Below are 26233 nucleotides of genomic sequence, written 5' to 3'. Positions count from 1 at the left end.
AGCACAGTCAAGGGGTATACGCAGCATTAATTTGAGGAAGCTCTACGTTGCTCCTGGCCCTGGTCCGCAGAGCACGCCTCTCCATCAGGAAAACTGTACGTTGCATTCAAAACAACACTGTTGCCTCAAAGCCTGCCTTTGCGACCGGAACGCGGCTTCGCGGGAATGACCGGTCCTTGAGCCGCTGCACTTACCGCTCCGCCGGAATCTGCCCAGACACGTCAAAGGCGGGCCCAAAGACTCGGGCGGAACGGCCTGCCCGGCCCCATACTTGCGTCATGGACGACACTGCCAGGGACCGCACTGCGCGAAGACCGGACCGTATCCTGCTCACCCTGGTAGGCGTTGTGGTTGTCCTGGTGGTGGTGGCACTGGCGGTGGTCTTCACCCGCGGCGAGCCTGCACCCCTGGATGGGGAAAGCCCCGCCGGAGTGGTCCAGCGGTACAGCAAGGCAGTGATCGACGGCGACAGCACCACGGCCCAGTCCTACCTCACGGACGCTGCCAAGAGCCGGTGCCGCGGCGCCTACTACGGCGAGCCGGCGCCCGCCCGCGTTGTCCTGGTCTCGACGACGGAACGCCCCGATTCAGCCACTGTGAAGGTTTCGATTGTCCGGTCGTCCCAGGGCGGACCCTTCGGGCCTTCGGAGTATGAGATGGAGGACTCCTTCGCGCTGCTCAAGGTGGCCGGGACATGGAAGATTGACCAGCCGCCGTATCCCCTGATGGCCTGCACCGACGTCCCGGTGAAGCAATGACGGACCCGGCAGCCCCGGTGGTCGCCGCTCCCTCGAGCGGCCTGGCAACCCTCCGCCGGCTGATCATGTACGTCCTGTTGTTTGCCCTGGTACTGATCTCGGCATCCGGTCTCCAGGGACTCCTGGAGCGGCTCTTCCGGACCGCATCCACCCTGGTGTCCGGTGATGTCGCAGGACTGGCCCTGTCCCTTGCCTTCACCCTGATCGGTGGCCCGCTCGCACTGCTGCTGTGGTGGTTTGTGTGGAGGCGCCTGGACGACGAATCCGAACGCAGGGCGCCCGGGTGGGGCCTCTACCTGACCGGGATGTATGCGGTCTCGCTGATCATCAGCACCACGTCGCTGCTGAACCTTGCCACCTCCTTCCTTGACACGCAGGAGAGCCAGTGGCCGTCGCCGCTGGCCAACGGCATCGTGTGGTCAGCCATTTGGTGGTGGCACCGGTGGATGTGGAGGCACCCCCGCAAACCGTCATCGCATCTCGAGGACGTTCGGGCCGTCGTCGGCTCCGTGTTTGGACTCCTCCTTAGTTCCGGCGCCGCCATTGCGGCGCTGGGCAGCCTGTTGGACGTGGCAATCCGCGGTTTCGCGGCAGCGGCTTCCTTTGAGCCGTGGTGGCTGCCCATCCTGAGGTCCGTGGTGTGGGCTGCGGGCGGTGCGGCGGTGTGGTGGTGGCACTGGTTCCGGGATGGGGGCAGACGCTTCCAGACGGGACTGGTGGACGTCACCATCATTGCCGTGGGCATCTTCGTCGCCGGTATCACGGCGCTGGGTGGCCTGGGCGTCATCCTGTTTGTCCTCCTGCGGCTGGCGTTTGACCGGAGCGACCCCCTGGGCAACCTGCTCGAACCGCTCGCCCCGGCCATCGCAGCCGCAGCAATAGGCGCCCTGGTGTGGCGCTACCACCGCACCGCTTCCGTCGCGCGTTCCACCCGCACACGCCGGGCCAGCCTCCTGGTGACGTCCGCCGTGGCGCTTGCCGCGGCGGCGTCCGGCATCGGCGTCGTGGTCAACGCGCTGCTTGCCACAGCCGTGTCTCCGCTCGCCGGCGGGGCTACCCGCACGCTGCTCCTGGGCGGCCTGAGTTCCCTGCTGGTGGGGGCACCGGTCTGGTGGCTGGCATGGAAACCGAGGCACCAGCCGGGCACCGCTGCGGACATTCCGCCCGGCCGGCGCGTCTACCTGGTGGCATTCTTCGGCGTCAGTGCCGTGGTGGCCCTCATCACGCTGCTGGTGATTGGCTACCGGCTCTTCGAGTTCCTGCTGGGCGACGTCACCGGCGGAGGCCTCCTGGACCGCATCCGCGCACCGCTGGGCCTCCTGGTGGCAGCCGGGCTCGTGGCCGGCTACCACTTCGCGCTGTGGCGTCATGACCGGGTCCTGTTTGCCGCCGCGGCACCCGCGCACAAGCACATGATCGAGCGGATCACACTCGTCAGCGGCTATCCACCCGGTTCCCCGGATTCCCAGGCATTGGCACGCGGCATCGCTGACGCCACGGGAGGTGCCAAGGTGGCCACCTGGCTGAGGGCGGACGACGGCGGCGCGGCAGTTCCGCCGTCGTCCACCCCCGCTCCGGGGGTTGGGGAGGCCGTGCGACTGGTGGCAGCGGCCCTGGAGGGCGTCACGGCCCAGCACGTCCTGGTGATTGCGGGGCCGGACGACCGGCTGGAAGTGATTCCAATTGCTGCCGTCAAAAGCACTCCTGGCCTTGGGAGCACGGTGACTGATCGGGTCCTCCGGCCCTAGCGGGTCCGGCCGCCGGTCCCTAGCGTAGGAGCTGGCAAAGGAGGCCGGACATGGCTGCAGGGGGAAGCGCGAAGCCCGGCAGTGGTGCACCGGGACGAAGCAGTAGCCGCCGGGCCGGTGCCCTCGCCGCAGTCCTGCTCGCGTTGGCCGGGTGTTCCCCAGGCGGCACCCCTCCGGCCAGCAGCCCGCCAGCTCCTTCCCCCGCCTCCAGTTCCGCAACAGCGACCGCCACAGGGTCAGGGTCCGGCCCCTTCTCGGATGCGGAGCTCGCAGCCATCATCAACGGGGTGGGCAAGAGCCGCAACCTGCCTTACCCAGCAGGCGAGGATTCAACCCGCCTGCGCTCGGGCGCCGCCAGCGGGTCCTTCCCGCAAGCCCAGACGGTTACCACGCCGGGAGACTGCATAGCCCTGGTTCCCCAGGACCCGTTCACCCGCTGGGCAGACAAGGACATCTTTTTTGCGGAGGGAGGCATGCCTCCGGCAGGTGGTGAGTCCGGACCCACCACCACCATCTGGATCCTCCTCAGGAGCGCGGACCAGGCCGCAATCGCCGCCGCCGATTTCGGCTATGCAGATGACGTGTTGCAGCGCTGCAACCAGTTCGACCTTGCTTATACGGAGGCGGGCAGGACCTCCACCTCCGCCGTCCAGTTACTGGGCGCACCTTCCATCGGCGATAAACAGCACGCGTTTACCCAGGTCACCAAGCCCAAGGGGCCGGGAGACTTCGGCACCGTCGGGTTACGCGTCCTGCACGGCACCCTGTCCATCACCCTGACCCTTGCCGTTGCCGCACTGAACTCGGAGGCCGATGCCAAGCCGGCCCTGGATTCGATGGCGGAGCTGGCGAAGGAGCTCATCAACGAAGCGGGCAAGCCCCAAACACCAGCGGCACCAAGCGCTCCAAACTCACTCACGCCTGACCAGATGGTGGCGCTGTTCAAGGGGATGACCGGGCCGGCCGGGGAACCGGTACGCCTGCCCCAGGCAACCGTGCTCGAGCCGCCTCGTGGCTCAACTCCCACCATTACGTCGCAGCCGCCCGCCACCCAATGCGTTTTCGACGACCAGGCGTACTTCGCGTCATTGGCCGGCTCTGTATACGGGCAGGGTCAGATCCAGGGGGCCGCGAAGATGGACAACGCCGACTTCACAGTCATCAGCATGCCCTCGGCCGCGATCCCGCCCTATCCTTTCGACAGTCGATCCGAACGCCTCCGCGGCTGCGCGACTGTGCAGGAAATCTCGGTGGAAGGCGGCGGCCGCACTTGGTCTACGGTTTCCACCCTGGCTACCACGATTTCCGCTGACGCCAGCTACGCTGTGGCCTACCAGCTCAGCGACGGCACAGGCGCCTGGCAGGTGCGGTGCGGGGCGCGCAGGGGAACATTCTCCATCGAGGCTTCCAGCACCGTATCGTCGCAGCCAGACACCCAGGCTAAAGCCGATTCCCTGTCCGCCATTTTCACCGCTGTTTTGGCACGCACAGGACAGTAAATGTGCCGCCGGCCCCTCCCCGCCGGCAGCCTTCCTCAAGATTTGCGCAGTTTATCCGGCTGCTGGATTAACTCTCTTCCCTTGGCATCCGGCGGTGCCTAGTGTGGGCACACACGCGTTACTAGGGGGATAAGTGAACAGCTCAGTTAAAGGTCTTCAAGACGCCACCAACCAGGATCCGCAGCAGGTCGCAGCGGCAGATCCGCTGGATGTCCAGCACAGGGTGGCGGAATGGACGTCGGACTGCCTTCTCACGCTGCCCAGTCCCGTCCGGTTCACCCGCGCAGACTGGCCCTAGGGCCGGCCAGCGTCCGGGTCGCTAGCTGGACGCGTCCCGCTCTATTTCTTCAGCCAGGTCGTCCACTTCTTCGGGGCGGGCGTCGATGCCCGCGTCCTCGAACCGCTCCTGCAGGACGTGCGCTACGTCGTCCTGGACCTGGCCCAGCTGGATGTCATGGCGGACGTCATCGGCAATGCTCTCGGGTGTCTCGGCATGCGCTGGCCCGGCTGCGATGCCGTCATTGCCGTCGAAGGGATCGTTGGCGCCGCCCGCTCCGGAATCAGTCATAATCGAGGGTTACCCTTTCGAAGCCGCTGGTAAACGCCCGGCCCCGACGGTCCTGCCAACTGGCCTCAGCCCAGGAAGGTGCGGTGTACCTCGCTGCCGTAGCGGCCAATGATGGCCCGTTTGGCGTTCCGGAACGCTTCGAGGTCACCTCCCTGGCCATGCTGATCCACGCTGCGCCGTGCCAGCTCATCCGAGATGACGTCAAGGAAGAGCTCGGCGAGCAGGAGCCGGGCGGAGTCGCGGAACCGCCCCCGGCCGTCGACGTAGAGCTGGACGGTGGGGGCTGCCGTGTTGATGATGACCTTCCGCTCCGCTTCGGAGTACACGGCACGGTCCGTGGTGTTGTGGAGGTTCCTGAAGTCGTAGCCGGTAAAAAGGTCCACGCCGTGGTCCCGGCTCGCGCGGTGGGCCTGGCGGCGCGGGGCCGGCAATGTTCCGGCGGCCCCGCGGTGCGGCGGCTGGTCTGCGGTGCGGCGGGAAGCGTGGTCGGCGATGACCACCTCGCAGAGCGCCCAGTAGTTCCCCGCCCGTGCGGTAATCTGCCCCTGGTCCCCGGCCTGCTCCCCCGCCGCAGTCCACTCAAGCCGTAAAGTCTCCGCGAGCGCGCCGACCGGAACAGGTGCTGGCAGCGGGTCCAGCCGGATCGTGGGCGGCAGGTCCAGATCGAACTCCAACATTTCCCCCCGGGGCAGCTGGTGTGGATCCAGCAGCAGGGCTACATGGAACGGATGCACGGGCGGACGGTAGTAGAAGGGCGTTGTGAACCGCAGCGCCGCCGGCAGTGGCGCCTCCGGGGGCTCCGCGCGGTTCCCATTCCGGCCCTCAGGTGCTGTTTCCAGGCCCAGGTCCCGGACGGCGGCCTCACTCATATGCTGCAGCAGGTGTTCGATCATCCCTGCCGTCCGGCCCGAGGTGGTGGCACGTTCCAAATGGGTGAGTTTTTCCTTTTCCGCCTGGACGGGTGCCGCGATCATCCGGCTTACCGCGTGCGAGAATGCTGCAACGAACGGGTCCTTGGTGTTCAGGCCCTCACGCTCGTCACTGATGATGGCTACGCCCCTGCCCAGCATGTCGGTCAGCGCCGGGCACCGGACCATTCCAAAGAGGTATTCGGTGCCCACCTGGTTCTCGAACTCGAACATCTGGCAGTCGAGCACGGCCATGCCGGACTCCACCACCAGGCCGGCGGTGCGCTCGTCGCCCTTCAGTGTCAGCTCGACACCCTCGGCCCGCTTCAGCGTGACGGTGAACGCATACTCGGTTCCGCCGACACTGAAGCTGCCGGGCGCATCAGGGCCAACCAGTGTTGCCGCCGGCGGCTCCCGGAAGCGGATGATGTCGCTGCCGTCGTCCCCGTTTCCGGGGTGTCCGTGCAGCAGTTCCACCGTGCGCCGGTCCAGCACTTCCCGCAGGTAGATGTTGTCCGCGAGGAGTTGAAGCAGCGTTGACTGCTGCGTGATGGTGGCGTGCGGGTTGTCGACGACGATGGTGACCTTGGTGCCGCTGCCACCGTCGGGTATCCCGAGCCGGGCGTAGTCCGCGGGGAATGCCTGCCTGTCAGCGCCGTCGTCGTCATACAAGTAGCCGCCATTGCTGCTGCGGAAGATATCGATCCGGGTAAACCGGCCGGCGTGGATGGTTTCGATCCAGCCGTGGCCCAGGCCGAAGATGGCCTGTTTGAGTCCGCGGCCGAAGTAGCCGCGGCCTGCGCCCTCGCCGCGCGCCAGCGGGCTGTGGGCGCCGCCGTAGCTGAGGATGCGGCCGGCTTGCTGGAAGGACATGCCCTCCGCCTGGTCACTGACCGTCAGCACCGCTCCGGAGTGGTGCCGCTGGTAGCCGACCAGGATCCTGCCGGTCACGTTGCCGCCCGCTCTTTCCACCCGCGCGTAACTGTCGTCGCTGTTGGTGATGAGCTCCACGAGCGCCTTCTCAACAGAGGCGAAGCGCCGGGAATCGATCCCGATCACGCGCTGGTCCACCTGGATCTGGGCAACCGTCATGGGTGCTTCCTTCGCTCAACATCCAAAGCTGATTCCCGGCCCTAAGCACAACGGCGGCCCGGCTACGTGGAGCGTAGCAGGAGGCTGGGAGTCAGGACACCCCGGCAAGGACCCCATCGATACGGGCCAGCAGGCCGGGCCAGCCGTTGCCCATGCCTTCGATGGCGTGGCGTCCCATAGGAGTGTCGAGCTGGAACCCGGCGTGCTCGAAGTGGAGGATGGTGCCGCCGTCCACCGACTCAAGGCGCCAGGTGATGGTGGTATCCAGCTGGCCTTCGGAGAAGAGGAAGCTGATGGACGCGCCGGGGTCAACGGTGAGGACTTCACACTGCTGCCGGCCCCAGGCGTCCATGTCCATGGTGAAACGGTGGCCGACCACGGGTGCGATGTTGCCCTGGGCCCACCAACGGGCCAGGAGTTCCGGTGTCGTCAGCGCGGCCCACACAGCAGCGGCGGGGTGGGGGTAGTGGCGTTCAAGCCTGATGGCATTTTCAGTCATTTGGTTTCTCCTCGTCCAGAAGGTCTGCCAGGGCGTCCAGCCGCTGGTTCCAGTAGTGCTCGAAGTGCTTCACCCAGCCGCCGATCTCGGCGAGGCGGGCAGGCTGCAGGTGGTACACCCTGTTCCGTCCCTGCCGTTCCTCACGGACCAGCCCTGCGTCCCGGAGCACGGCCAAGTGTTCGGATGCCGCCGGACGGCTAAGGTCCAGCAGGCCGGTAAGTTCGCCGGCCGTCCTGGACCCTTGTCGCAGTTCGTCGAGGATGACGCGCCGCGCCGGGTTGGATACGGCGGCGAAAACATCGGGAAACACCACCCCAGTATATGTCGGAAATATCCGACGCATAATGCCCGGGAACCAAGTGTGCGGCATATTCCCCGCATCACATCCGGGGCTACGCCGGGCCAAAACAGGCGTAGGCTGTAATTACATGCAAATGCATGAACTTATCCGACGGATCCGAAGGAGATGCCCCATGAAGGCATGGCAGTTCACCGGCACCAACAACCCCCTTACGCTGAACGAAGTGGCTGAACCCAGTGCAGGTCCGGGCCAGGTAGTGGTCAGCGTCAAGGCCGCCGGGGTGTGCCACTCCGACGTCACCGCCATCGACGACGCCGGTTGGATGCCGCTGTTCCCCGAGCTCCCGCGGACCATGGGTCACGAAAATGCGGGCGTCATCACCGAAGTGGGCGCCGGCATGGAGCACTGGAAGGTCGGCGACCGGGTTGGCCTCTCCCCCGTCATGAAGGACGGCGATGCGTTGGGTTATGGCAAGTGGGACGGCGGCTTCGGGCCCCAACTCCTCGCCACCGACGACAACCTGGTGAAGCTGCCGGACGAGGTCTCCTTCGAGCTGGGCGCGATGGCCACCGACGCAGGGCTGACCGCCTACCACGCGATCATGGCCGTGGGCGGGGCGAAACCGGGCATGAAGGTAGGCGTGATTGGCCTGGGCGGCCTGGGCTATATCGGCGCCCGGGTGGCAGCACTGTCAGGTGCGGAGGTCTATGGCGCCGAGGTAAACCCCGAGACGCAAAAGCTCGCCGGTGAGATCGGCCTCGCCGGAGTGGCCGAGTCCATTACGGCGTTCAAGGACAAGAACCTGGACCTCATCGTGGACTACGCCGGGTTCGGCACCACCACCTCCGCTGCGCTCGAGACCCTCGCCGAGTTCGGCACGCTGGTCCAGGTGGGCATGGGACGCCTCGAAGCGACCATCAACACCTACCCGCTGATCATCAACCAGCTGTCCATCAAGGGATCCAAGTCGGGCACCAAGGAAGACCTCGAAAACCTTTATGCCCTCATGAAGTCCGGCCAGCTGAACCCGCCGATGAACCTCATCAAGCAGGCGGATATCCCCGGCGCCATCGACAAGCTGCGCAAGGGCGGCGTAGTGGGCCGTTTCATCGCGGTCTACGAGGACTAAGTCCGCCACGATCCTTCCCAAGCGGACGACGACGGGCACATCCCGTCGTCGTCCGCTTGCCTTTTTGACGGCTGCTGCGGCGCGCCCGCAGTTCATCCACTAGGCTCGCCTTGGTCCATTGTGGGCCTTGACCCGGCTGCGCCGGACTTCTGGGGGGGCATATCCATGGTGGGAACCGGCAGTACATCCGAGGCGGCATCCAGGCGCGTGGCCTGGCCGCATGCCGCGGTTACGGTCCTGCTGCTGGCCGGGTTGGCGGGGTGTACCTACTCCGACCACCCGGCAGAGCCGGCGGCAGCCGTCCAGTCCACCCCCGCCCCCACCGCGTCTTCGGCCGCGAAGCCCGCGCTGAGCGGGGAAACCGTGCGGGACTCGTTTGGCAATGTGGACTTCTACACCACGGCGGCGGGCGACACGCTCGCAGCAGTGGCGAAGGCCTACAAGCTTTCGGAGGCGAAGGTGGCCGGGTTCAACGGACTCCAGCCCGGAGCCGTCATCCCTGCGGGCACGAAGCTCCGGCTGATGCCGGCCGGTCCAGGGCGGGGCGCAATGGGCGCTGCCACGGGCGGCGTAAACGGCATTCCAATGAATTACACAGTGGAACCCGACGACAGCCTGGCCGGCATCACCTACCGGTTCAACCTGACCGAGGAGCAGTTGGCGGAAGCCAATAAGGTTCCGTTCGCCTACGAAAAGGGGAACGTCTTCTTCATCCAGGCCGGCAAGGTCATCCAGCTGCAGAAGAAACCGGTGGGCAGCCGCTCGGGGTCCGGCACAGAGGTCAACAACTCATTCGGCCAGACGGTCTTCTACACCACGGTGGACGACGACTCGTTCGACAGCCTTGGCTACAAGTTCCGCTCAACCACCGCACAGATCCTGCTGTACAATTCTTCGTTGTCGGCGGATCAACCCATTCCGGCCGGGACGAAGGTCCGGCTGATACCGGGAGAGCTGAAGATCCAGGGTGCCCAGGGAACCTTCACCACCGACGCCAATGGTATTCCGCTGACCTATACCACCGCGCCGGGCGATACTGAGCGGCAAGTTTCGTTCCGCTTCGGCGTTGACCAGCTGCGCTCGGCCAACCGTCCGAGCTCAGGCACCGCCGGGGCTTGGTATGACTTCACCGACCTGCCCAGCGGCGAATTGGTACCGGGCCAGACCATCAGCCTGGCGTTGGACAAGCCGATCAACAAACCCAGTCCCTGACTTGCGCCGGCAGCCGGAGCGGCACCCTACCACCGGCTTCTTCCTGTACTGCCGGCGGGACTGGACCGCCGGCCCAGCCTGTAGCCAGCCCAGAAGGCGAGCAACAGCAGCCCCGCCACCATGACCGCCGACCCCACCTGGGTGCCTTCCGTGACGAAGGCAGCCCCGTCGGCAACGAACGGCTTATTGCTGAGCGGCGCATAGGCGAACCAGCCAGTGAAATCGCGGTTCAGGTAGGCGATCAGGACACCTGCCAGTACGGCAACTAAGCCCAGCAAAGGCACTGCGGCGGCCGGAAGGGCGCGCCTGGATGGTTCATTTTCTTTAGATGTCTTGTCTTCCCCCACGCCGGCGAGTCTAGCCCGGACACCGCCGGGCCGCAGGCCACCTACCCGGCCCGGCACTTCGGGTTTAGGCTAGGCGGATGTTGACCATTGGCACCATTGTCCTCGGCGTCAACGACGTCGCCGCCGCTACCAAGTTCTGGAACGATGCCCTCGGCTATGTTCCCCGGGAGGCCGGTGACGATACGTGGGTGACCCTGGTGCCGTCGTCGGGCCCTGGCGCGGAACTGTCCCTCATGCTCAGCGAAACCCCGGTGCAGGACCACCCGCGCATCCACGTGGACCTGTATGCGGACGACCAGTCCGCGGAGGTGGAGCGACTGGTCTCGCTCGGCGCCCGGCGCGTGGACTGGGACTCGTACCCGGAGGATCCGGACTTCGTCGTGCTGGAGGATCCGGACGGAAACCTGTTCTGCGTCATCGACAAAAGCCCACGGTAGGACGTCCCGGAACGGGAACGCCGCGCGTGCCCAGGCGGCGGAAGCAGCGCCTGGTTCAGGCGGACGACGGCGGGTGCGCACCCGCCGTCGTCCGCTCGCGTGTCGCGGCAGCAACGCCGCCCCGGACCCCGGCGCGGCTGGCACACTTAGCCAATGAACAAGGCACCTGAACCTGCGCGCCGGCCTGGCATCCGTGCAGCGATGTTTGTCGATTTCGACAATGTTTTCACCGGCCTGCAGGCCTTGGACCCGGCCGCGGCGAGGCGCTTTGCCGAGGATCCCAAGCAGTGGGCCGATGCCCTGTCAGATGGCGGAGCCGCTGACGACTCCCGGAGGTTCCTGATCCGCAACTGCTACTTGAACCCCATGGTGTACTCCAAGTACCGCCCCTACTGGACGCGGGCTGGATTTCGCGTGATCGACTGCCCGTCGCTGACGCAGCGCGGAAAGAGCAGCACGGATATCAACCTGGTGCTCGATGCCATGGATGCGCTCTCCGGAAGCGTAGCCATCGAGGAGTTCTTCATCGCCTCGGCCGACGCCGATTTCACCTCCCTGATCCAGCGGTTCCGCGCAGCTGACCGGATGACCACCGTGATCGCCGCCGGCGCCGTTGCCTTCGCTTACCGGGAAATGGCGGACCACGTGGTCGAGTCACATGACTTCGTGGCCATTCTCAACGGCACCACCGCCGAACCCCTCAATGCCGTGGCTTCGGCGAAGCTGCCGCCCGGCCCCGCAACAGCAAAGGCAAAGCCAAAAACGGGTTCCCCCGCGGTGGCTGAGGTACTGAAGTTTGTCCGGTCCGCGTCCGGCCCGGTGAAAGGAGCCTTGGTGGCGCACCGGGCCCTGAGTGCGGAGCCGTCCTTGAAGACGGACTGGGCCGGCCTTGGGCGGTTCGGAGCGTGGGTGGCCCAGATCGGCAAGGACATCGAATACTCACCGGCCAAGGGCGGCTGGGTGTGGGACGCCAAGCGCTTCTCCGCTGAGGACCTTCCCGCTCCCGCCGAAGTTCAGCCCGGCGTCGAGGAGCGGGTCACCCGGGTGACGGATGTCCCTGCCTTGTCGGCGGCCCAGTTTCGGCAGATCTTCACCTCCATGGAGGCCCGCCTCCGGGAACATCAGCTCAACCGAAATGAGCTGGCCCGGCAGGTGCGGGATGACTGTGTCAGTGCCGGCGAACCCGTCTCCCGCAATGCCGTGAACTTTGTGCTGCAGGGCTTGGCATACGCCGATTTCCAGCTGCGGGACGATGCGACCGCGGCCGAGATTGCTGCCGCATGGACGGCCAACGTGGAGGAACTCTGCCGGGTGGCGCTGCTGGAGTTCGATGCGTCTGAAAAGCTGGCGGTCCGGCGGTGGGCGAGCGGCGGGTTGTTGGATAAGTAAGCAGGGCGGACGGCCGCGGATATTCATCCGCCGCCGTCCGCTCCCCCCCAACAGTGTGGCCCGGCACGCGTCATCGAGCGCCGGACCGGCTACGCTGCGAGCGGCATGTCGAACAGCTGCTCGGCGAGTCTGATGAGGTGGCGGGGAGCGTCACACTCGCCGTCCACCCTGTCGCGCCCCAGGAACAGGGCAGTCCCCTGGATGGTCCCGTCGAGTTCGATGCCGGCCTCACGGATGAGCACTTCGGCGCGCGGATTCGTGGTTGGGCTGGCGGCAGAGCTGTCCAGATAGACGTGCCAGTCAGTGCCGGCGAGGAGGCCGACGCCGCCTGACGCGATTTTCTGCAAGGCCGTCTCGTCCAGGTCGATCGGCCGGATGTGCACCGGCTGGGTGAGCCGGGTGGGAACGACGAGGGCGTTGCGGGAGGTCATCATGGTGGTGTCCTTTGGCTGATCCCCCCGGTATGGGTGCGGTGGGGCTTGCCGGGGTGGTGCGGGCGGCCGCGGGCTAGGAGTCCCGGGCGGCCGCCCGCTGGCATGGTCAGCGCTGGTTTTTGCGCGGTTTTATAAAACTGAGCTCACTGTTTTCGCTTTTAGCTCTTTTTTCGGCACGTTTCTCCAGGATTGACTTGCCGACCTTTTTAGCGGCGCCGCTTTTGGGGGATTTTCCGGACATCGGAATCACGCCTTTCTTTGCTTTGCGTTACCGGATACCATACCTGCTTTTATTTTTTTATCCAGTTCTGCAGGAGTGCAGCGCGAGGCGCCTGATGCCCCGCCGGCGGTGCGGGAAGGCCGCGGCCAAGGCCGCTGGGATAATTTTTGAAATTGGTTGCATCGCCATGGTTTCCGTTTCTTTTATTTTATCCGACAAAAGCCGCCGGAAACTCCGCCCAAACCAAGAAAACGACCCTAAATTCGCGCGTCCCACTATTGCCAGAATTTAGTTAGTTTCCCGGCGAGGTCTTTGCCCTGGTCGTATCCGGCGTGAGCCGCGGCCGGACGGAGTGAGGGGTCCATGGCGTTGGCGCCGAACATGTGCTCGGCCCCGCTGCCAGGTGAGATCACTTCGACTCTGCTGCCATGCGCTTCGAGCTCCTCCACCTGCGCGGCGAGCTGCATGCCCCACTCAAGCGGCATGCGCGTCCTGCCGCCGAAGGGTGACAGGACCAGTACCCTGCCGCACCCGGTGGCCAGGTCGGCGTTTTCATTTCGCCGGTATCCGCCGTCGATGTAGCTCCTGTCTCCAATCCGGTAGGCGGAGCCGCTGGAACAACTGGCGGCGACCGCGTCGACCAGGTCGATGCCGCCGGACCGGTCGAACACTGCCGGTTCTCCCGTACTGGCATCCACCGCTGGGATCAGCAGTTCATGCTCCGGCCATTTCTGTGTCGTCAGCCGGGCCGCGACGGTGGCCCGCCACTGTCCGGAATGGTCATAGTCCTCCGCCATGTCGATGGCGGCCGCGCCCATCCTCCGACGCATGTCCGCCGCAGTTGCCGAACCGGCGATGATCCTGCCGGTCCGCTCCAGGTGGTTGGGGACCGGACTGCCGGCCGACGAAGTTCCGGCGGCCCGCGGCCGCTGTGGAAGCGGCGCGTCCGTGACGGCGGCGTAGAGCTCCGCCGGACTGGCGCCGGCGATCTGCGCAGCGGCCGTGGATCCCGCCGATGTTCCGATGACCCGGTGGGCGCCGGTCACGTCCAGCCCGGCGTCTGCCAGTCCGGCGAGAACGCCGATCAGCCAAGCGTTTCCTGTGGAGCCCCCGCCACCGAGGACCAGGGCGCGCCCGGAAGTAACCGACGGAACGGGGTGCGGGACGGGAGAAGGTGTTGTGTTCATGGGAGTCGCCTTTCGCGAATTTGCCTGTGCGGCGCTCCCTGTGGACGGCTGGGTCAGCCGCGGATCGTGGGCTGCCGGGGAGCACCCATTACGGATACAGCGTTCATGGGTCTCACCTCCTGGAGTCGGATCACGATCAGGGGAATCTTGGCATACGGGTACCGCTGTGCGCAACGGGTAAGTTTGAAGCGATGATTTCGATAGACCGGGACAGCCCCGCGCGCGACGACGTCCACCTGCTCCTCAGCGAGCACCTCGCCGACATGTTCGCCACCTCGCCGGCCGAGAGCGTGCACGCCCTGGACCATTCGGCCCTGTCCGCCCCGTCCGTCACGTTTTGGACGGCCCGCGAGGACGGCAACCTTCTGGGGTGCGGCGCATTTAAACTGCTGGACTCCCCCGCCGGTCCGCAGAGGCAAGGCGAGATCAAGTCCATGCGCACCACGGCAACCGCCCGGGGCCGGGGCGTGGCCGCCCTCATACTGGGGCATATCCTTGATGACGCCCGTACGCGGAACCTTGAGCGGGTCTATCTGGAGACCGGAACCGAGGACTACTTCGCGGCCGCGCGGCGGCTGTACGCCCGGCACGGGTTCACGGTGTGCGAGCCCTTCGCCGACTACGTGTTGGACCCCCACAGCGTCTTCATGGAGCTCCGACTGTAGCTCCCACAAGGAAAGCGGACGACGACGGGTGAGCGCCCGCCGTCGTCCGCTTCCTTTTGGCTGCTACTTGCTGAAGGGGACCTTTTCCCAGCTCAGCACGTCGGCGCCTTTGGCGCTGTTGCCGGCCACCGTGAAGCGGACGTAGTCCACGGCGTTGTTGGCGCCGTCCACCGTGATGCGCTGCAGGTTGTCGGCGGCGGGTGAGCCGTAGATGCCCAGCCAGGGTGAGCCCGCAGCCAGGGGCTGGTTCTCAGCGAAAACGTGGCTGTCGCCGTTGACCAGGTAGACAGGAGCGTCGAAGTTGTTGGTCTCCTCCACCATGGCCTGGACGACCTCGCGGAAGCCGGATACCGTTGCCGGGTTTGCGGTGGCGTCGGCCAGCAGCGACGGGTCGAACATGTCGGCCTGCTGCATGAGCACCACGGCGCGGTCGTTACTGCGCCTGGCTTCGGCGAAGGTCTGGTGGATCTGGGCGATCACGGCGTCCGTGCGGTGTTCCACCTCGGCGAGCTGCTCCGGCGTGGGTTCAGTTTTGCCCAGCCCGCTCCACGGCAGGAGGGAGTTGTTGCTGCCCTGGACGTTCAGGACGGAGAAAGCCACCCGGTTCTTTTCGAAGCGGACGTCCTCCGGCAAACCCAGGCTCTCCTGCGACTTTACCGGCATGGTGGCGCCCAGGGTCTTGCCGGGCTGGTTGAAGAAGACCTCCCGGAGCTTGTCCAGGCGCTCCAGCGGGTTGTAGGCACCGTTGTTGGTGCGGTGGCAGTCCACCCACTCGTTGTCGCCAGGCGTGTAGACCAGCGGGTGGGTAAAAGTGTCGAACTGTGTGCGGATGTAGGAGAAGTACTCGTCCGAGCAGACGGAGGAACCGTTCTTTATATCGCCCACGTGTGCTACGAACTTCAGTTCCTTGTCCGCATTGAGATCCTGGATGCGGGACGGGAACTTGGCGATCTCGGCGGCGCCGTAGGGGATGTCACCGATGGCGGCGAAGGTGAAGGCCTGGTTGCCGTCGGTGGTGTTGTCCGCGGCTTGGGCGGGAGCTGCTGCTGTTCCGGCCAGGGTGGCAAGTACGGCCAGAGTGGCAAGGGCGGATTTCACGTACACGGTCTACTCCTTGAACGGGGATGTTCCGCCCGGCTCATCGGGAGAGGCTGGACAGAGGGTGCCCGGCAAGAATGCTTGACCAGGGATAACGGTGGTGGGCTTCCGGGTGGCCGCCCGATGAACGGGCAGGGACAGGACGCTTCCCGGGTGGCCAGGTGCCTGGCGTTATGCTGGGGAACCGGGTGCCCGCAATTAAAGGCGTGCGCATGTGCCCGAACTACGCCAGGCTCCTCTCGGTCGAGACACCAGCCGGGGATAGGGGCGGCTAACCCTTGCTATGAGGCAGCGAGATAATCCACTATCAGTACCTCCAGCGCGCTGGCCTCTCCCGGCAGGCAGCCCGGTGGCCAGATTGTCGGTTCCCGGTCCGGTTGTTCGGCGTTGTAGTGGCGACCGCTGGGAGAAGTCCAGCCCGGTGGCTCATTCTTGGAAGCCGTACCCGGACTCCAGCCGGTCCGATGTTTGAGCCGGTGGTGCTTGGGGCACAACTGTCCCAGGTTGCTGATTCCGGTGGCGCCTCCATGCTCCCAGGCCGTGAGGTGGTCAGCCTCGTTGTCCTGGCTGTGGTTGCTGCACGCCGGGAAAGTGCATTTCCCATCCCGCATCCTCAACCACCGTTTGAGTGACTCCGTGAGCCGGTAGTTGGTGCGGCCAAGTTCCAGCGGGGCTCCGTCGCGGGGGTCCACCAAAACCCGATAGAAAGAGCCGGCACCTTCCGTGACGAGTCTGCGTGCCATGGACGCGGGGATGGGCCCGTAGTTGTCCAGGTCTGCTGGCTCGTCCGTAGCACCGAGGAGGGAAAGGATTGGCACCGTGACCAGCACATCGGCTTTGAGCGACGGCCCGGGTCCGGCCAGGTCCGTGGCGCCACCGAGGAGCAATTTGGCGGCAAGGTCTGCCTTGAGCTGGGGAAGGGTCCTCGCCTCGTCCGGTCCTTGCAGTCCACGTGCCAGGGCGGAGGTCCTGTTCCAGATGGCACAGGCCTTATCAGCAGCCAGGTAGACCGAAATCCAGGCCATGCCGTCCCGGTCCGGCGAGTATTCCATCCGCCGGTCCGCCACGGACTTCGCATGCCTGATCGTCAGGGACTCGGGGTGATGGCGTTCCCGCCAGGCACGTGCCTTCCGACGGAAACGGCCCGGCACCAGCTCTCCGGCAGATGCACCCCGGGCCGCGTTCGGCGCCTCCGGGTCCAGGAAGTGGGCTTCCAAGGCTGCTGCGGCTGCCGAGTCCAGGCCGCTGGTTTCGTCGACCATAATCTGGGCATGCCGCCAAGAAATGGCTCCAGCCTCCATGGCCTTGAGCGTAACCGGAAGAGAGGTGGTGAGCGCATGGGCGTCCTGCAACAGCGCGGACGCGGCTCCCTCGCCGATGGTGAGCGTGCAGGCGACTTCGGCGACGATACTCATCTCCCTGGCCGCCGACTCGCAGGCGCTTTCCGCCGGCGCCTCCATGGCGGCTGCGGCCTCCGAATGTTCTGCGAGCAGCCGGACTTTTACCGCTGCAGCAGCAGCTTCGACCCGGGCCACGATGCCCAGGCTGTCCAGGCAGGACTCTGAAAGTTCATGCAGTGGGTCGTGACCATCCGTGCGGCCCACAGCCTCGGCAGAGGTGTTCACAACTCCCGCTAACTCGTCCACCAACCCGGTAAGGGATGCGACGGCACCGGCCAGTCCAGCCATGCCTTTCGCATCCACAACCGCTCCGCTTTCCATAAGCAAAGACTGTCACGGGGGTCTGACATTCTGAGTTGGATACCTTCGGTGGGCCGGGCTCCAGACTCTGCCGATCTTGCCGGCGAGGGCTGGTTTGTGGCCTCCCTAAACCTCCGCCACCGGTGCCGCGAACTGGGCCTCGTACAGCCGCGCGTAGGCCCCGCCGGCAGCCAGCAGGGACGCGTGCGTCCCCTGTTCCACGATCTGGCCGGCCTCCATCACCAGGATGAGGTCGGCGTCGCGGATCGTGGACAGCCGGTGCGCGATCACAAAGGACGTCCGGTCGGACCGCAGCGCGCTCATGGCCTTCTGCACCAGCACCTCGGTCCGGGTATCCACGGACGAGGTCGCCTCATCCAGGATCAACACAGATGGCGAAGCCAGGAATGCCCGGGCAATGGTCAGCAACTGCTTCTCGCCGGCGGACACGTTGGAGCCTTCATCGTCCAGCACGGTGTCGTACCCCTCGGGCAGCGAGCGCACGAACCGGTCCACATACGTTGCCCGTGCCGCCTCCAAAACCTCAGAAGAAGACGCAGCAGGCCGCCCGTACGCGATGTTGTCCCGGATGGTCCCGCCGAACAGCCACGTATCCTGCAGCACCATCCCCATCCGTGAGCGCAGGTCGTGCCGGCTCATGGTGGTGATGTCCACCCCGTCCAAGGTGATCCGCCCGCCGTCGAGCTCGTAGAACCGCATCATCAGGTTCACCAGCGTGGTCTTGCCCGCCCCGGTCGGCCCCACAATGGCCACCGTCTGGCCCGGCTCCGCCACCAGGGACAACCCATGGATCAGCGGCTTGTCCGGCGAGTAGGAGAAGGAGACGTCCTCAAACACGAGCCGCCCGCGCGCAGCACCATCAGGGCTCTGCAAGGCAGCCCCCACAGGATCGGCGGACTGCTCCTCCGTATCGAGCAGCTCAAACACCCGCTCGGCAGACGCCACCCCGGACTGCAGCAGGTTGGCCATGGAGCCGAGCTGCGCCAATGGCTGGGTGAACTGCCGCGAGTACTGGATGAACGCCTGAACATCGCCCAGCTGCATCGCCCCGGACGCCACCTGCAGGCCACCCACCACGGCAATGCCCACGTACACCAGGTTCCCGATGAACGTCATGGCCGGCATGATCAGACCGGAAATGAACTGCGCGCCGAAGCTCGCCTCATACAGTTCGGCGTTCTTCTGCCGGAACCGCTCCCCCACCTCGCGCTGCCGGCCGAACACCTTCACCAGCGCATGCCCGGTGTAGGTCTCCTCGATCTGGCCGTTCAGCTCGCCCGTGTTCTTCCACTGCTGGACGAACAGCTTCTGCGACCGCTTGGCAATCAGCGCCGTGATCCCCAGCGTCAGCGGAATGGTCACCAGTGCGATCAGCGCCAGCGTGGGCGACAGGATGAACATCATCACCAGCACGCCCAGCACCGTCAGCACGGACGTCACGGCCTGGCTGATGGACTGCTGCAGGCTCTGCGAAATGTTGTCCACGTCGTTGGTCACCCGGCTGAGCAATTCACCGCGCTGGATCGAATCGAAATACCGCAGCGGCAGCCGGTTGATTTTGGCCTCGATCTGCTCGCGGAGCCCGAACACCGTCCGCTGTACCACGCCGTTCAGCACATACGCCTGCCCCCACATGAAGGCCGACCCCAGAACATACAGCACCAGCGCCCACGTCAGCACGTTGGCAAGCGCGCCGAAGTCGATCCCGGCCCCCGGGGTCAGCGTCATGGCACTGAGCATGTCCGCCTTCTGGTTGTCCCCGGCCGCCCGCAGCGCCGCTATCAGCTGCGCCTGCGTCATCCCCGGCGGCAACTGCTTGGACACAACGCCGGAGAAGATCAGGTTGGTGCCCTCGCCGAGCAGCCGCGGCCCAATCACCTGCAGCACTACGCCCGCCACGGCCATTACCAGCACCAGCACCAGCCAAAGCCGTTCCGGCCGGAGCGTGCCCAGCAGGCGTTTGGCGGAGCCGGCGAAGTTCATCGCCTTCTCCGCCGGCACGTTCATCCCGGCGAAGGGGCCGCCCCGTCCGGGTCCGCCGGCGGGACGGGGAATGCGTACGACGTCGGCCTGGCCGGGTCCCGAAGCGGAGGCACCTTTGGTGCCGCGTGCGGATGTGGGTCCCTGGCTCATACCGTCTCCTCCGCTGCCAGCTGGGACGAGACGATCTCGCGGTACGTATCCGAAGTCTCCAGCAACTCTTGGTGCGTGCCCTGCGCAACGATCCTGCCGTCGTCGAGCACCAGGATCTGGTCCGCATCAACAATGCTGGACACGCGCTGGGCGATGATCACCATGGTGGCCCCCGCAATGTTGCGCTTCAGCGCCTGGCGCAGCCGGGCATCGGTCCCGGTATCAAGGGATGAGAACGAATCGTCGAAAATGTACAGTTCGGGCCGCTTCACCAGTGCCCGGGCGATCGCCAACCGCTGCCGCTGCCCGCCGGAGACATTGGTGCCGCCCTGCGAGATGGGCGCGTCCAGCGTTTCGTCCATCTGCTCCACGAAATCCCGCGCCTGGGCGATCTCCAGCGCGCTCCAGAGCTCGTCCTCGGTGGCGTCCGGGTTGCCGTACAGCAGGTTGCTGCGCACCGTGCCGGAAAAGAGGTAGGGCTTCTGCGGCACCAGCCCGATGTGCCCCCACAACAGGTCCGGGTCCAGGTCCCTGACGTCCACGCCGTCCATCAGCACTGCCCCTGAGGTGGCGTCGAACAGCCGCGGCATCAGGTTCACCAGTGTTGTCTTGCCCGAGCCGGTGCTGCCGATGATCGCCGTGGTCTGCCCCGCACGCGCGGTGAAGCTGATCCCGGAAAGGACAGGCTGGTCGGCACCCGGGTAGGCGAACCCGACGTCGCGCATTTCCAGCTCACCGCGCCGAACCGCGCTGGTGGCCGGCTGCTCCGGCGGCAGGACGCTGGAATTGGTGCCCAGCACCTCACCGATCCGGTCCGCGGACACCGACGCACGCGGAATCATCACCGCCATGAACGTGGCCATCATGACGGACATCAGGATCTGCATCAGGTAGCTCAGGAACGCGATCAGGGTGCCCACCTGCATGGACCCGTCCTCGATCCGGAACGCACCGAACCAGATCACCGCCACGCTGGAGACGTTCAGGACCAGCATCACCACGGGGAACATCAGGGCCATCAGCCGTCCGGCACGGAGCGCAACATCGGTAACGTCCGCGTTGGCACCGGCGAACCGTTCGGTTTCCATGTCCTCGCGCACGAACGCCCGCACCACCCGGATGCCGGTGAGCTGCTCGCGAAGCACCCGGTTCACGGTGTCGATCCGTGCCTGCATCTTGCGGAACAGCGGCACCATCCGGGTGACGATCAGTCCGACGGCGATCAGCAGCACCGGGACGCAGACGGCAATCAGCCAGGACAGTTGGGCGTCCTGCCGGATGGCCATGATCACCCCGCCAATGCTGAGCATGGGCGCGGCCACCATGAGCGTGGCGGACATCAGCACCAGCTGCTGGACCTGCTGGACATCGTTGGTGGAGCGGGTGATGAGGCTGGGCGCACCGAACTTGGTGACTTCCTGTTCGGAGAACTCACCCACCCGTTCGAAGATGGCGCCGCGCAGGTCCCGGCCCAGGCCCATCGCCGCCTTGGCGCCGAAGTACACGGCGATGACGGCACACACGATCTGCGCCAGCGTGATGAGCAGCATGAAGCTGCCGGTGGACAGGATGTAGCCGGTATCGCCACGCGCCACGCCCTGGTCAATGATGTCTGCGTTCAGCGTGGGCAGGTACAGCGACGCGATGGACTGCGCCAGCTGGAAAACCACGACGGCGGCCAGCAGCGGCCGGTGCGGCCGCAGGTATTCGACGAGCAACTTCCAGAGCATACGAAATAGGCCCTCACCTGACGGAGTGTCCACAAAACGTGGTGCGAAGGTCAGTGTACGTCCGTGGAGAGCGCATGATCCTCACAGTTGGCTGGGAAAATGGCAGGTTCTCCCACGGCGTATTCGGCGGACGCGTCGGGGATCCGGCAGCACCGGTGGGTACTTCAGTATGAGAGAACTGGATGGGCGCCATAAGCCCGCCACCCCCGCCAAAGGATGGAAGAAACAACGAATGCTTGCCGGCACACGGAACCCTTCCCAGCGCACTGCCAGGTTCGGAGCTGCCTTCATCGGCGTCCTGCTCATCGCAGTCAACCTTCGGGTGTCCTTTGTCAGCGTCGGACCGGTGCTGGTCAACATCAGCAGCGACTTGGGATTGTCCAGTGCCGCAGCGGGATTCCTCACCGGCCTCCCGCTCATCGCCTTCGCAGTCTTCTCACCCCTGGCCCCCGGATTTGCTGCCCGGCTGGGCCTGGACCGGGCACTGTGGATGTCCTTGCTGATCCTCGGATCGGGCATCGTGCTCCGCTCACTGCCGGTGCCCGGCTTCATCTGGGCCGGGACGGTACTGATCGGCGTGGCCATCGCGTTCCTCAATGTCCTGGTTCCCTCCCTCGTGAAGCGGGACTTCCCTTTGCGGGTCAGCCAGATCACCGGCAGCTACACCGCTGCCCAGGCTGCGTTCGCAGCGATGGGGGCCGCCGTGGTCGTTCCCGTGGCGCAGACCTCCCCGGCGGGGTGGCGGCTGGCCCTGGGAGCCTGGGTGGGGCTGGCCCTCATCGCCATGGCCGTGCTCCTGCCCTGGCTGCGCCGGCACGGGACAAGCGCCGTGCACGCCGAAAAGCAGGAACCGGCACACCGGTCGCCCTGGGGCTCAGCGCTGGGCTGGCAGGTGACTGCGTTCATGGGGCTGCAATCGATCGCCTTCTACGTCCTGATGGCGTGGCTGCCCACCATTGAGCAAAGCCGCGGGGTCCCCGCCGCCATTGCCGGCGTGCACCTGTCCGCCTTCCTGTTGATCAGCGTGTTCGCCAGCCTGGGGGCGGGCGCGGTCCTGCACCGGGGACCGGACCAGCGGCTGGTGTCCTTCACAAGCGGTGCGTTTGTGTTCGTCACCTTCCTGGGCCTGGCGCTCGCGCCTGACCTCATCCTCCTGTGGGTCCTGCTGGGCGCCGTCGGATGCGGAAGCCTCATTGTCATCGCCCTGTCGTTGTTCAGCCTCCGGACCGTGAACCATCCGCAGGCAGCATCGCTGTCCGGCATGGCCCAGTCCGTGGGCTACGGCCTGGCCGCGGTGGGCCCGGTGGCCTTTGGTGCACTCCGGGATGCCAGCGGGGACTGGACCCTTCCGCTGCTCGGCACCGCCGGAGCCATGGCCATCCTGGCGCTGGCGGGTCTGTTCGCCGGACGCGACCGCGTCATTACGGAATCAGCCGGTCGGCCCGGTATCGGTCAAAGAGCAAGGTAAAGGCATCCAGCGTCCGGCGATACCCCGTAAAGCCCGCATCCCGGCTCTTGCCCATGTCCGTCACTACCTCGATGCCGCGCCCCAGGTCTCCGTCCGTGTGCCACCAGCTCGCCACGCGGCCCAGGTCGGGTTCGCTGAGGTTGTTCTCCGCGGCGATCCGCCGCCACTGGTCCTCCCGGCCTGCCATGGACTGCCCAAGGGGACGCGGCGCGTCCTGGTAGCCCTCCCATTCCACACCGAAGTACGCGGCAAGCTTCGGCCACATCCAGCGCCAGCGGAACACATCGCCGTTGACGATGTTGAAGGGCTCGTTGGCGGCTGCAGGGGTAGTTGAAGCCCAGAGCATGTGCTCGGCCAACAGGCCGGCGTCTGTCATGTCGGTGAGGCCGTCCCACTGCGTTTTGGATCCGGGAAAGACAAACGGTTCCCCGCCGTCCCGGCAGAGGGTGGCCTGCGCCGCGAGTGTGAGGCCCATGTTCATGGCGTTGCCAACGGCGTGCCCAATAACCGTGTGGGCGCGGTGTACGGACCAGGTGAACCCCTGCTCGCCCGCCGCAGCCCACAGCTCGTCTTCCTGTGCGTAATAGAAGTTCCGCACCGGCAGGCGGGGCTCCTCCTCATGGAACGGCGTGTCCGGCATTTCCCCGGCGGCGTAGGCCTCAAACGGTCCCAGGTAGTGCTTGAGCCCGGTCATCAGGGCAACATGTGCCACCCCTTTGCCCCGCAGTGCCCCAAGCAGGTCGCGCACCATGCCCGCGTTGACGGCGATGTTCTCTTCCTCGGTGTCCCGGCGGGACCAGGCAGTAAAGAACACGTGGGAGGGATTTTCCGGAGCAAGCGCGGCGGCCAGCGACTCAGCGGAGGTCAAGTCTGCGGAAAGCCATCTGACGCCTGGCCGCCCGGGACCGGGCCTGCGGGACAAGGCAAGGACTTCCCAGCCTTCGCCGGCCAAGGTATCCACGAGCGCGGAGCCTGCAATGCCGGTGGCCCCTGCCACCAGGGCGGTCCGTCCGTTGCCCGCTGCTGTTCCTGATGCTGTTCCTGATCCGATGGTCATAGCGCTCCTCTTGGTAGGTGCTTGGTTTGCATCCGTGCCTCAGCGCGGCCTCACGCGTGGGCGGAGGCCCGCGCGCTGCGTTACGCCGGGACAGTGGGCCACCATGGACCCTCTGGCGACAAGTCGGAGCGTCAGCCAGATATTCCAGCGCCGGCAAGTGGCGGACAGGAGGTGCCGAACAAATTGCGAGGGACGGGGCAATGACAGGCCGGGTTTCACCCATGGCGTAGGAGGGTCTTCTGCTGTCACCTGTCCATGTTCAAATAGGAGGGTTGCACCGGCTGCCCGAGTCCAACCGCGGCCTCGGCCCAACGGAAGGAATAAGCACATGACCGATCCCCAAGACCATCCCCCGGTCCCCACTCCCGGGAGCGCACAGGGCCTGGACCAGAAGGTTGAGGGCGGGTGCCCGGTGGCCCTGGGCAGTGCCACCGCCCAGGGCAGTGAAAGCGAAAACCCTGCGATCGATTCGCCGGCCCCCAAGGGACACCGGCCGCGAACCAACCAGGACTGGTGGCCTAACCAGCTGGACCTCTCCGTGCTGCACACGCACGGCCAGGCGAGCAACCCGCTTGGCCCGTCCTTCAGCTACCGCGAGGAATTCCAGAAGCTCGACGTCGAAGCCCTCAAGCAGGACATCAGCCAGGTCCTGACCACTTCCCAGGACTGGTGGCCGGCGGACTTCGGCCACTACGGCGGACTGATGATCCGCCTGAGCTGGCACGCTGCCGGCACCTACCGCGTCCACGACGGCCGCGGCGGCGCGGGCGACGGCAGCCAGCGGTTCGCCCCGCTGAACAGCTGGCCGGACAACGCCAACCTGGACAAGGCCCGCCGCCTGCTGTGGCCCGTGAAGCAGAAGTACGGCCAGAAGCTGTCCTGGGCGGACCTCCTGGTCCTCGCCGGCAACGTGGCCCTTGAGTCCATGGGCTTCAAGACCTTCGGCTTCGCCTTTGGCCGCGAGGACGTCTGGGAGCCCGAACAGATCTTCTGGGGTCCCGAGGACGCCTGGCTCGGAGATGAGCGGTACACCGGTGAGGGAACCATGGCGGACAACGTCGGTTCCACCGAAATGGGCCTCATCTACGTCAACCCCGAAGGCCCCATGGGCAACCCGGATCCCGTGGCTGCTGCCGCGTTTATCCGTGAGACCTTCAAGCGCATGGCCATGAACGACGAAGAGACCTTCGCACTGATCGCCGGCGGCCACACATTCGGCAAGACCCACGGTGCCGGCCCCGCAGACGCACACGTTGGCCCGGAACCGGAGGGTGCAGACCTTGAGGCGCAGGGCCTTGGCTGGCTCAGCACCTACGGCAGCGGCAAGGGCGGCGACACCATCACCTCCGGCCTGGAAGTCACTTGGACGGACAAGCCTACGCAGTGGAGCAACCGCTTCCTGGAGATCCTCTTCGAGTACGAGTGGGAACTCGTCAAGAGCCCCGGGGGCGCCCACCAGTGGGTCGCCAAGGACGCTCCAGAGATCATCCCGGACGCGCACGACCCCAACAAGAAGCACCGGCCCACCATGCTGACCACGGACCTGTCGCTGCGCTTCGACCCCACCTACGAGCAGATCGGCCGGCGTTTCCTGGAGAACCCGGACCAGTTCGCCTTGGCCTTCGCCAAGGCCTGGTACAAGCTGCTGCACCGCGACATGGGACCGGTGGGCCCGCACATGCTGGGCCCGTGGGTTCCGGAGGCTCAGCTGTGGCAGGATCCTGTTCCCGCCGTCGACCATGAACTGATCGATGAGCAGGACATCGCCGGGCTCAAGGCCAAACTCCTTGACGCCGGACTGACCATCCCGCAACTGGCGGGCACGGCCTGGGCGTCGGCTGCAACGTACCGCAAGACGGACCGGCGCGGTGGGGCCAACGGCGCCCGGATCCGGCTGGAGCCGCAGCGCGGCTGGGAAGCCCACGAACCGGAGCAGCTCGATACCGTGCTTCCCGTCCTTGAGCGCGTGCAGGAGGAGTTCAACTCGGCACAGTCCGGCGGCAAGAAGGTCTCGCTCGCGGACCTGATCGTCCTGGGCGGCGCCGCCGCGGTGGAGAAGGCAGCAGCCGACGCCGGGTTCCCCGTCACAGTGCCCTTCCGTCCGGGCCGGACGGACGCCTCACAGGAACAGACCGACGTCGAATCCTTCCAGTACCTGGAGCCGCGGGCCGACGGCTTCCGCAACTACCTGCGCCCCGGTGCAAAGATCCAGCCCGAGACCCTCCTGCTGGACAAGGCGTACATGCTGGACCTCTCCGCGCCGGAGATGACGGCGCTCGTGGGCGGCATGCGGGCCCTGGGCACCAACGTGGGCGGTTCCGGCCACGGTGTGCTGACGGACAAGCCGCAGGTCCTGACGAACGACTTCTTCGTCAACCTGCTCTCGCCGGGCACCAAATGGAAGGCCTCCGAGGCCGAGGAAAACGTCTACGAAATCACCGACGTTGCCACCGGCGAGCTGAAGTGGACGGCCACCCCGGTGGATCTGGTCTTCGGCTCCAACTCGCAGCTGCGGGCGCTGTCCGAGGTCTACGCGAGCGAGGACGCCAAGGAGAAGTTCGTGCAAGACTTCGTAGCCGCCTGGGCGAAGGTCATGGAACTGGACCGCTTCGACCTGAACTGACCGGGATGAC

Annotated in this window: 23 protein-coding genes; 11 read left to right on the top strand and 12 right to left on the bottom strand. The window is 66.0% G+C overall.

The annotated features are described in order from the left end of the window. Positions 1-278 precede the first annotated feature (278 nt). The 4 genes from NIBR502771_RS07955 to NIBR502771_RS20700 all read left to right on the top strand — a co-directional run bounded on the left by NIBR502771_RS07955 (position 279) and on the right by NIBR502771_RS20700 (position 4303). Positions 279-758 (top strand): hypothetical protein, encoded by a 480-nt coding sequence (locus NIBR502771_RS07955; protein ID WP_141159273.1) that lies wholly within the window; start codon positions 279-281, stop codon positions 756-758. Next, the gene (locus NIBR502771_RS07950; protein WP_141159272.1) at positions 755-2506 is read left to right on the top strand and encodes a DUF5671 domain-containing protein; all 1752 of its coding nucleotides are present in this window, start codon (positions 755-757) and stop codon (positions 2504-2506) included. Before NIBR502771_RS07955 ends, NIBR502771_RS07950 begins: the two co-directional genes overlap by 4 nt. Before the next feature lie 50 nt (positions 2507-2556). Further along, a complete protein-coding gene (locus tag NIBR502771_RS07945) occupies positions 2557-4005 on the top strand; it encodes a hypothetical protein (protein WP_246839838.1) in 1449 nt (482 codons plus the stop codon). 133 nt (positions 4006-4138) lie between these two features. After that, a complete protein-coding gene (locus NIBR502771_RS20700; RefSeq protein WP_168225726.1) occupies positions 4139-4303 on the top strand; it encodes a hypothetical protein in 165 nt (54 codons plus the stop codon). A gap of 21 nt (positions 4304-4324) precedes the next feature. On the opposite strand, the gene NIBR502771_RS07940 is transcribed toward NIBR502771_RS20700, so the two are convergent. The 4 genes from NIBR502771_RS07940 to NIBR502771_RS07925 all read right to left on the bottom strand — a co-directional run bounded on the left by NIBR502771_RS07940 (position 4325) and on the right by NIBR502771_RS07925 (position 7382). Then, complete coding sequence (locus tag NIBR502771_RS07940; protein ID WP_141159271.1) at positions 4325-4573, bottom strand: hypothetical protein; 249 nt, start codon at positions 4571-4573, stop codon at positions 4325-4327. Between the two features lie 65 nt (positions 4574-4638). Continuing rightward, complete coding sequence (locus NIBR502771_RS07935; protein WP_141159270.1) at positions 4639-6573, bottom strand: ATP-binding protein; 1935 nt, start codon at positions 6571-6573, stop codon at positions 4639-4641. A gap of 91 nt (positions 6574-6664) precedes the next feature. Further along, positions 6665-7072, bottom strand: coding sequence for an SRPBCC domain-containing protein (locus NIBR502771_RS07930; RefSeq protein WP_141159269.1), 408 nt, complete (start codon positions 7070-7072; stop codon positions 6665-6667). Next, on the bottom strand, positions 7065-7382 hold the full coding sequence (locus tag NIBR502771_RS07925) for a helix-turn-helix transcriptional regulator (RefSeq protein WP_141159268.1): 318 nt from the start codon (positions 7380-7382) through the stop codon (positions 7065-7067). The genes NIBR502771_RS07930 and NIBR502771_RS07925 overlap by 8 nt, the downstream gene beginning before the upstream one ends. Before the next feature lie 163 nt (positions 7383-7545). Here NIBR502771_RS07925 and NIBR502771_RS07920 point away from each other — a divergent pair, with 163 nt between their 5' ends. Both NIBR502771_RS07920 and NIBR502771_RS07915 read left to right on the top strand, forming a co-directional pair. Further along, complete coding sequence (locus NIBR502771_RS07920; protein WP_141159267.1) at positions 7546-8502, top strand: zinc-binding dehydrogenase; 957 nt, start codon at positions 7546-7548, stop codon at positions 8500-8502. Positions 8503-8709: 207 nt separating this feature from the next. After that, complete coding sequence (locus NIBR502771_RS07915) at positions 8710-9714, top strand: LysM peptidoglycan-binding domain-containing protein (protein ID WP_168225725.1); 1005 nt, start codon at positions 8710-8712, stop codon at positions 9712-9714. A gap of 26 nt (positions 9715-9740) precedes the next feature. Here NIBR502771_RS07915 and NIBR502771_RS07910 read toward each other — a convergent pair whose 3' ends face one another. Continuing rightward, entirely contained in the window at positions 9741-10061 is a 321-nt protein-coding gene (locus NIBR502771_RS07910) for a hypothetical protein (protein ID WP_141159265.1), read from the bottom strand. A gap of 77 nt (positions 10062-10138) precedes the next feature. Here NIBR502771_RS07910 and NIBR502771_RS07905 point away from each other — a divergent pair, with 77 nt between their 5' ends. Both NIBR502771_RS07905 and NIBR502771_RS07900 read left to right on the top strand, forming a co-directional pair. Next, a complete protein-coding gene (locus NIBR502771_RS07905; protein ID WP_141159264.1) occupies positions 10139-10498 on the top strand; it encodes a VOC family protein in 360 nt (119 codons plus the stop codon). 153 nt (positions 10499-10651) lie between these two features. Next, positions 10652-11887 carry an NYN domain-containing protein gene (locus NIBR502771_RS07900; protein WP_141159263.1) on the top strand — a complete coding sequence of 412 codons (1236 nt, stop codon included), beginning with the start codon at positions 10652-10654 and terminating at the stop codon, positions 11885-11887. Between the two features lie 89 nt (positions 11888-11976). Here NIBR502771_RS07900 and NIBR502771_RS07895 read toward each other — a convergent pair whose 3' ends face one another. Beyond that, positions 11977-12321 (bottom strand): hypothetical protein, encoded by a 345-nt coding sequence (locus tag NIBR502771_RS07895; RefSeq protein ID WP_141159262.1) that lies wholly within the window; start codon positions 12319-12321, stop codon positions 11977-11979. 495 nt (positions 12322-12816) lie between these two features. Further along, positions 12817-13728, bottom strand: a complete 912-nt coding sequence (locus NIBR502771_RS07890; RefSeq protein WP_141159261.1) for a patatin-like phospholipase family protein — start codon at positions 13726-13728, stop codon at positions 12817-12819. A gap of 191 nt (positions 13729-13919) precedes the next feature. Here NIBR502771_RS07890 and NIBR502771_RS07885 point away from each other — a divergent pair, with 191 nt between their 5' ends. Beyond that, positions 13920-14393, top strand: coding sequence for a GNAT family N-acetyltransferase (locus tag NIBR502771_RS07885; protein ID WP_141159260.1), 474 nt, complete (start codon positions 13920-13922; stop codon positions 14391-14393). Between the two features lie 63 nt (positions 14394-14456). Here NIBR502771_RS07885 and NIBR502771_RS07880 read toward each other — a convergent pair whose 3' ends face one another. The 4 genes from NIBR502771_RS07880 to NIBR502771_RS07865 form a co-directional block, all read right to left on the bottom strand. Further along, positions 14457-15497, bottom strand: a complete 1041-nt coding sequence (locus NIBR502771_RS07880; RefSeq protein ID WP_141159259.1) for a metallophosphoesterase — start codon at positions 15495-15497, stop codon at positions 14457-14459. 275 nt (positions 15498-15772) lie between these two features. After that, positions 15773-17212: an HNH endonuclease signature motif containing protein gene (locus NIBR502771_RS07875; protein ID WP_141159258.1), complete on the bottom strand. Its 1440-nt coding sequence runs from the start codon at positions 17210-17212 to the stop codon at positions 15773-15775. Between the two features lie 105 nt (positions 17213-17317). Further along, complete coding sequence (locus NIBR502771_RS07870; RefSeq protein ID WP_141159257.1) at positions 17318-19345, bottom strand: ABC transporter ATP-binding protein; 2028 nt, start codon at positions 19343-19345, stop codon at positions 17318-17320. Further along, on the bottom strand, positions 19342-21075 hold the full coding sequence (locus NIBR502771_RS07865; RefSeq protein WP_141159256.1) for an ABC transporter ATP-binding protein: 1734 nt from the start codon (positions 21073-21075) through the stop codon (positions 19342-19344). Before NIBR502771_RS07865 ends, NIBR502771_RS07870 begins: the two co-directional genes overlap by 4 nt. 232 nt (positions 21076-21307) lie before the next feature. Here NIBR502771_RS07865 and NIBR502771_RS07860 point away from each other — a divergent pair, with 232 nt between their 5' ends. Further along, positions 21308-22543: an MFS transporter gene (locus NIBR502771_RS07860; protein WP_141159255.1), complete on the top strand. Its 1236-nt coding sequence runs from the start codon at positions 21308-21310 to the stop codon at positions 22541-22543. On the opposite strand, the gene NIBR502771_RS07855 is transcribed toward NIBR502771_RS07860, so the two are convergent. Then, on the bottom strand, positions 22497-23600 hold the full coding sequence (locus NIBR502771_RS07855; RefSeq protein WP_141159254.1) for an SDR family oxidoreductase: 1104 nt from the start codon (positions 23598-23600) through the stop codon (positions 22497-22499). The two genes, NIBR502771_RS07860 and NIBR502771_RS07855, sit on opposite strands and share 47 nt — an antisense overlap. Before the next feature lie 328 nt (positions 23601-23928). Between NIBR502771_RS07855 and katG the strand changes: the two genes are divergently transcribed. Continuing rightward, on the top strand, positions 23929-26223 hold the full coding sequence (gene katG / locus NIBR502771_RS07850) for a catalase/peroxidase HPI (RefSeq protein ID WP_141159253.1): 2295 nt from the start codon (positions 23929-23931) through the stop codon (positions 26221-26223). Positions 26224-26233 lie beyond the last annotated feature (10 nt).

The organism is Pseudarthrobacter sp. NIBRBAC000502771, assembly GCF_006517215.1.
Taxonomy (GTDB): domain Bacteria; phylum Actinomycetota; class Actinomycetes; order Actinomycetales; family Micrococcaceae; genus Arthrobacter; species Arthrobacter niigatensis.
Note: the sequence above shows the minus strand (reverse complement) of the source record. Positions and strands in the feature narration are given on the sequence as shown.

What these genes read in the sequence shown, in the direction of transcription:
- NIBR502771_RS07955 (WP_141159273.1), top strand. Translation starts at nt 279, where the DNA reads ATGGACGACACTGCCAGGGACCGCACTGCGCGAAGACCGGACCGTATC.
- NIBR502771_RS07950 (WP_141159272.1), top strand. Translation starts at nt 755, where the DNA reads ATGACGGACCCGGCAGCCCCGGTGGTCGCCGCTCCCTCGAGCGGCCTG.
- NIBR502771_RS07945 (WP_246839838.1), top strand. Translation starts at nt 2,557, where the DNA reads ATGGCTGCAGGGGGAAGCGCGAAGCCCGGCAGTGGTGCACCGGGACGA.
- NIBR502771_RS07940 (WP_141159271.1), bottom strand. Translation starts at nt 4,573, where the DNA reads ATGACTGATTCCGGAGCGGGCGGCGCCAACGATCCCTTCGACGGCAAT.
- NIBR502771_RS07935 (WP_141159270.1), bottom strand. Translation starts at nt 6,573, where the DNA reads ATGACGGTTGCCCAGATCCAGGTGGACCAGCGCGTGATCGGGATCGAT.
- NIBR502771_RS07930 (WP_141159269.1), bottom strand. Translation starts at nt 7,072, where the DNA reads ATGACTGAAAATGCCATCAGGCTTGAACGCCACTACCCCCACCCCGCC.
- NIBR502771_RS07920 (WP_141159267.1), top strand. Translation starts at nt 7,546, where the DNA reads ATGAAGGCATGGCAGTTCACCGGCACCAACAACCCCCTTACGCTGAAC.
- NIBR502771_RS07905 (WP_141159264.1), top strand. Translation starts at nt 10,139, where the DNA reads ATGTTGACCATTGGCACCATTGTCCTCGGCGTCAACGACGTCGCCGCC.
- NIBR502771_RS07900 (WP_141159263.1), top strand. Translation starts at nt 10,652, where the DNA reads ATGAACAAGGCACCTGAACCTGCGCGCCGGCCTGGCATCCGTGCAGCG.
- NIBR502771_RS07895 (WP_141159262.1), bottom strand. Translation starts at nt 12,321, where the DNA reads ATGATGACCTCCCGCAACGCCCTCGTCGTTCCCACCCGGCTCACCCAG.
- NIBR502771_RS07890 (WP_141159261.1), bottom strand. Translation starts at nt 13,728, where the DNA reads ATGAACACAACACCTTCTCCCGTCCCGCACCCCGTTCCGTCGGTTACT.
- NIBR502771_RS07885 (WP_141159260.1), top strand. Translation starts at nt 13,920, where the DNA reads ATGATTTCGATAGACCGGGACAGCCCCGCGCGCGACGACGTCCACCTG.
- NIBR502771_RS07875 (WP_141159258.1), bottom strand. Translation starts at nt 17,212, where the DNA reads ATGGAAAGCGGAGCGGTTGTGGATGCGAAAGGCATGGCTGGACTGGCC.
- NIBR502771_RS07870 (WP_141159257.1), bottom strand. Translation starts at nt 19,345, where the DNA reads ATGAGCCAGGGACCCACATCCGCACGCGGCACCAAAGGTGCCTCCGCT.
- NIBR502771_RS07865 (WP_141159256.1), bottom strand. Translation starts at nt 21,075, where the DNA reads ATGCTCTGGAAGTTGCTCGTCGAATACCTGCGGCCGCACCGGCCGCTG.
- NIBR502771_RS07860 (WP_141159255.1), top strand. Translation starts at nt 21,308, where the DNA reads ATGCTTGCCGGCACACGGAACCCTTCCCAGCGCACTGCCAGGTTCGGA.
- NIBR502771_RS07855 (WP_141159254.1), bottom strand. Translation starts at nt 23,600, where the DNA reads ATGACCATCGGATCAGGAACAGCATCAGGAACAGCAGCGGGCAACGGA.
- katG (WP_141159253.1), top strand. Translation starts at nt 23,929, where the DNA reads ATGACCGATCCCCAAGACCATCCCCCGGTCCCCACTCCCGGGAGCGCA.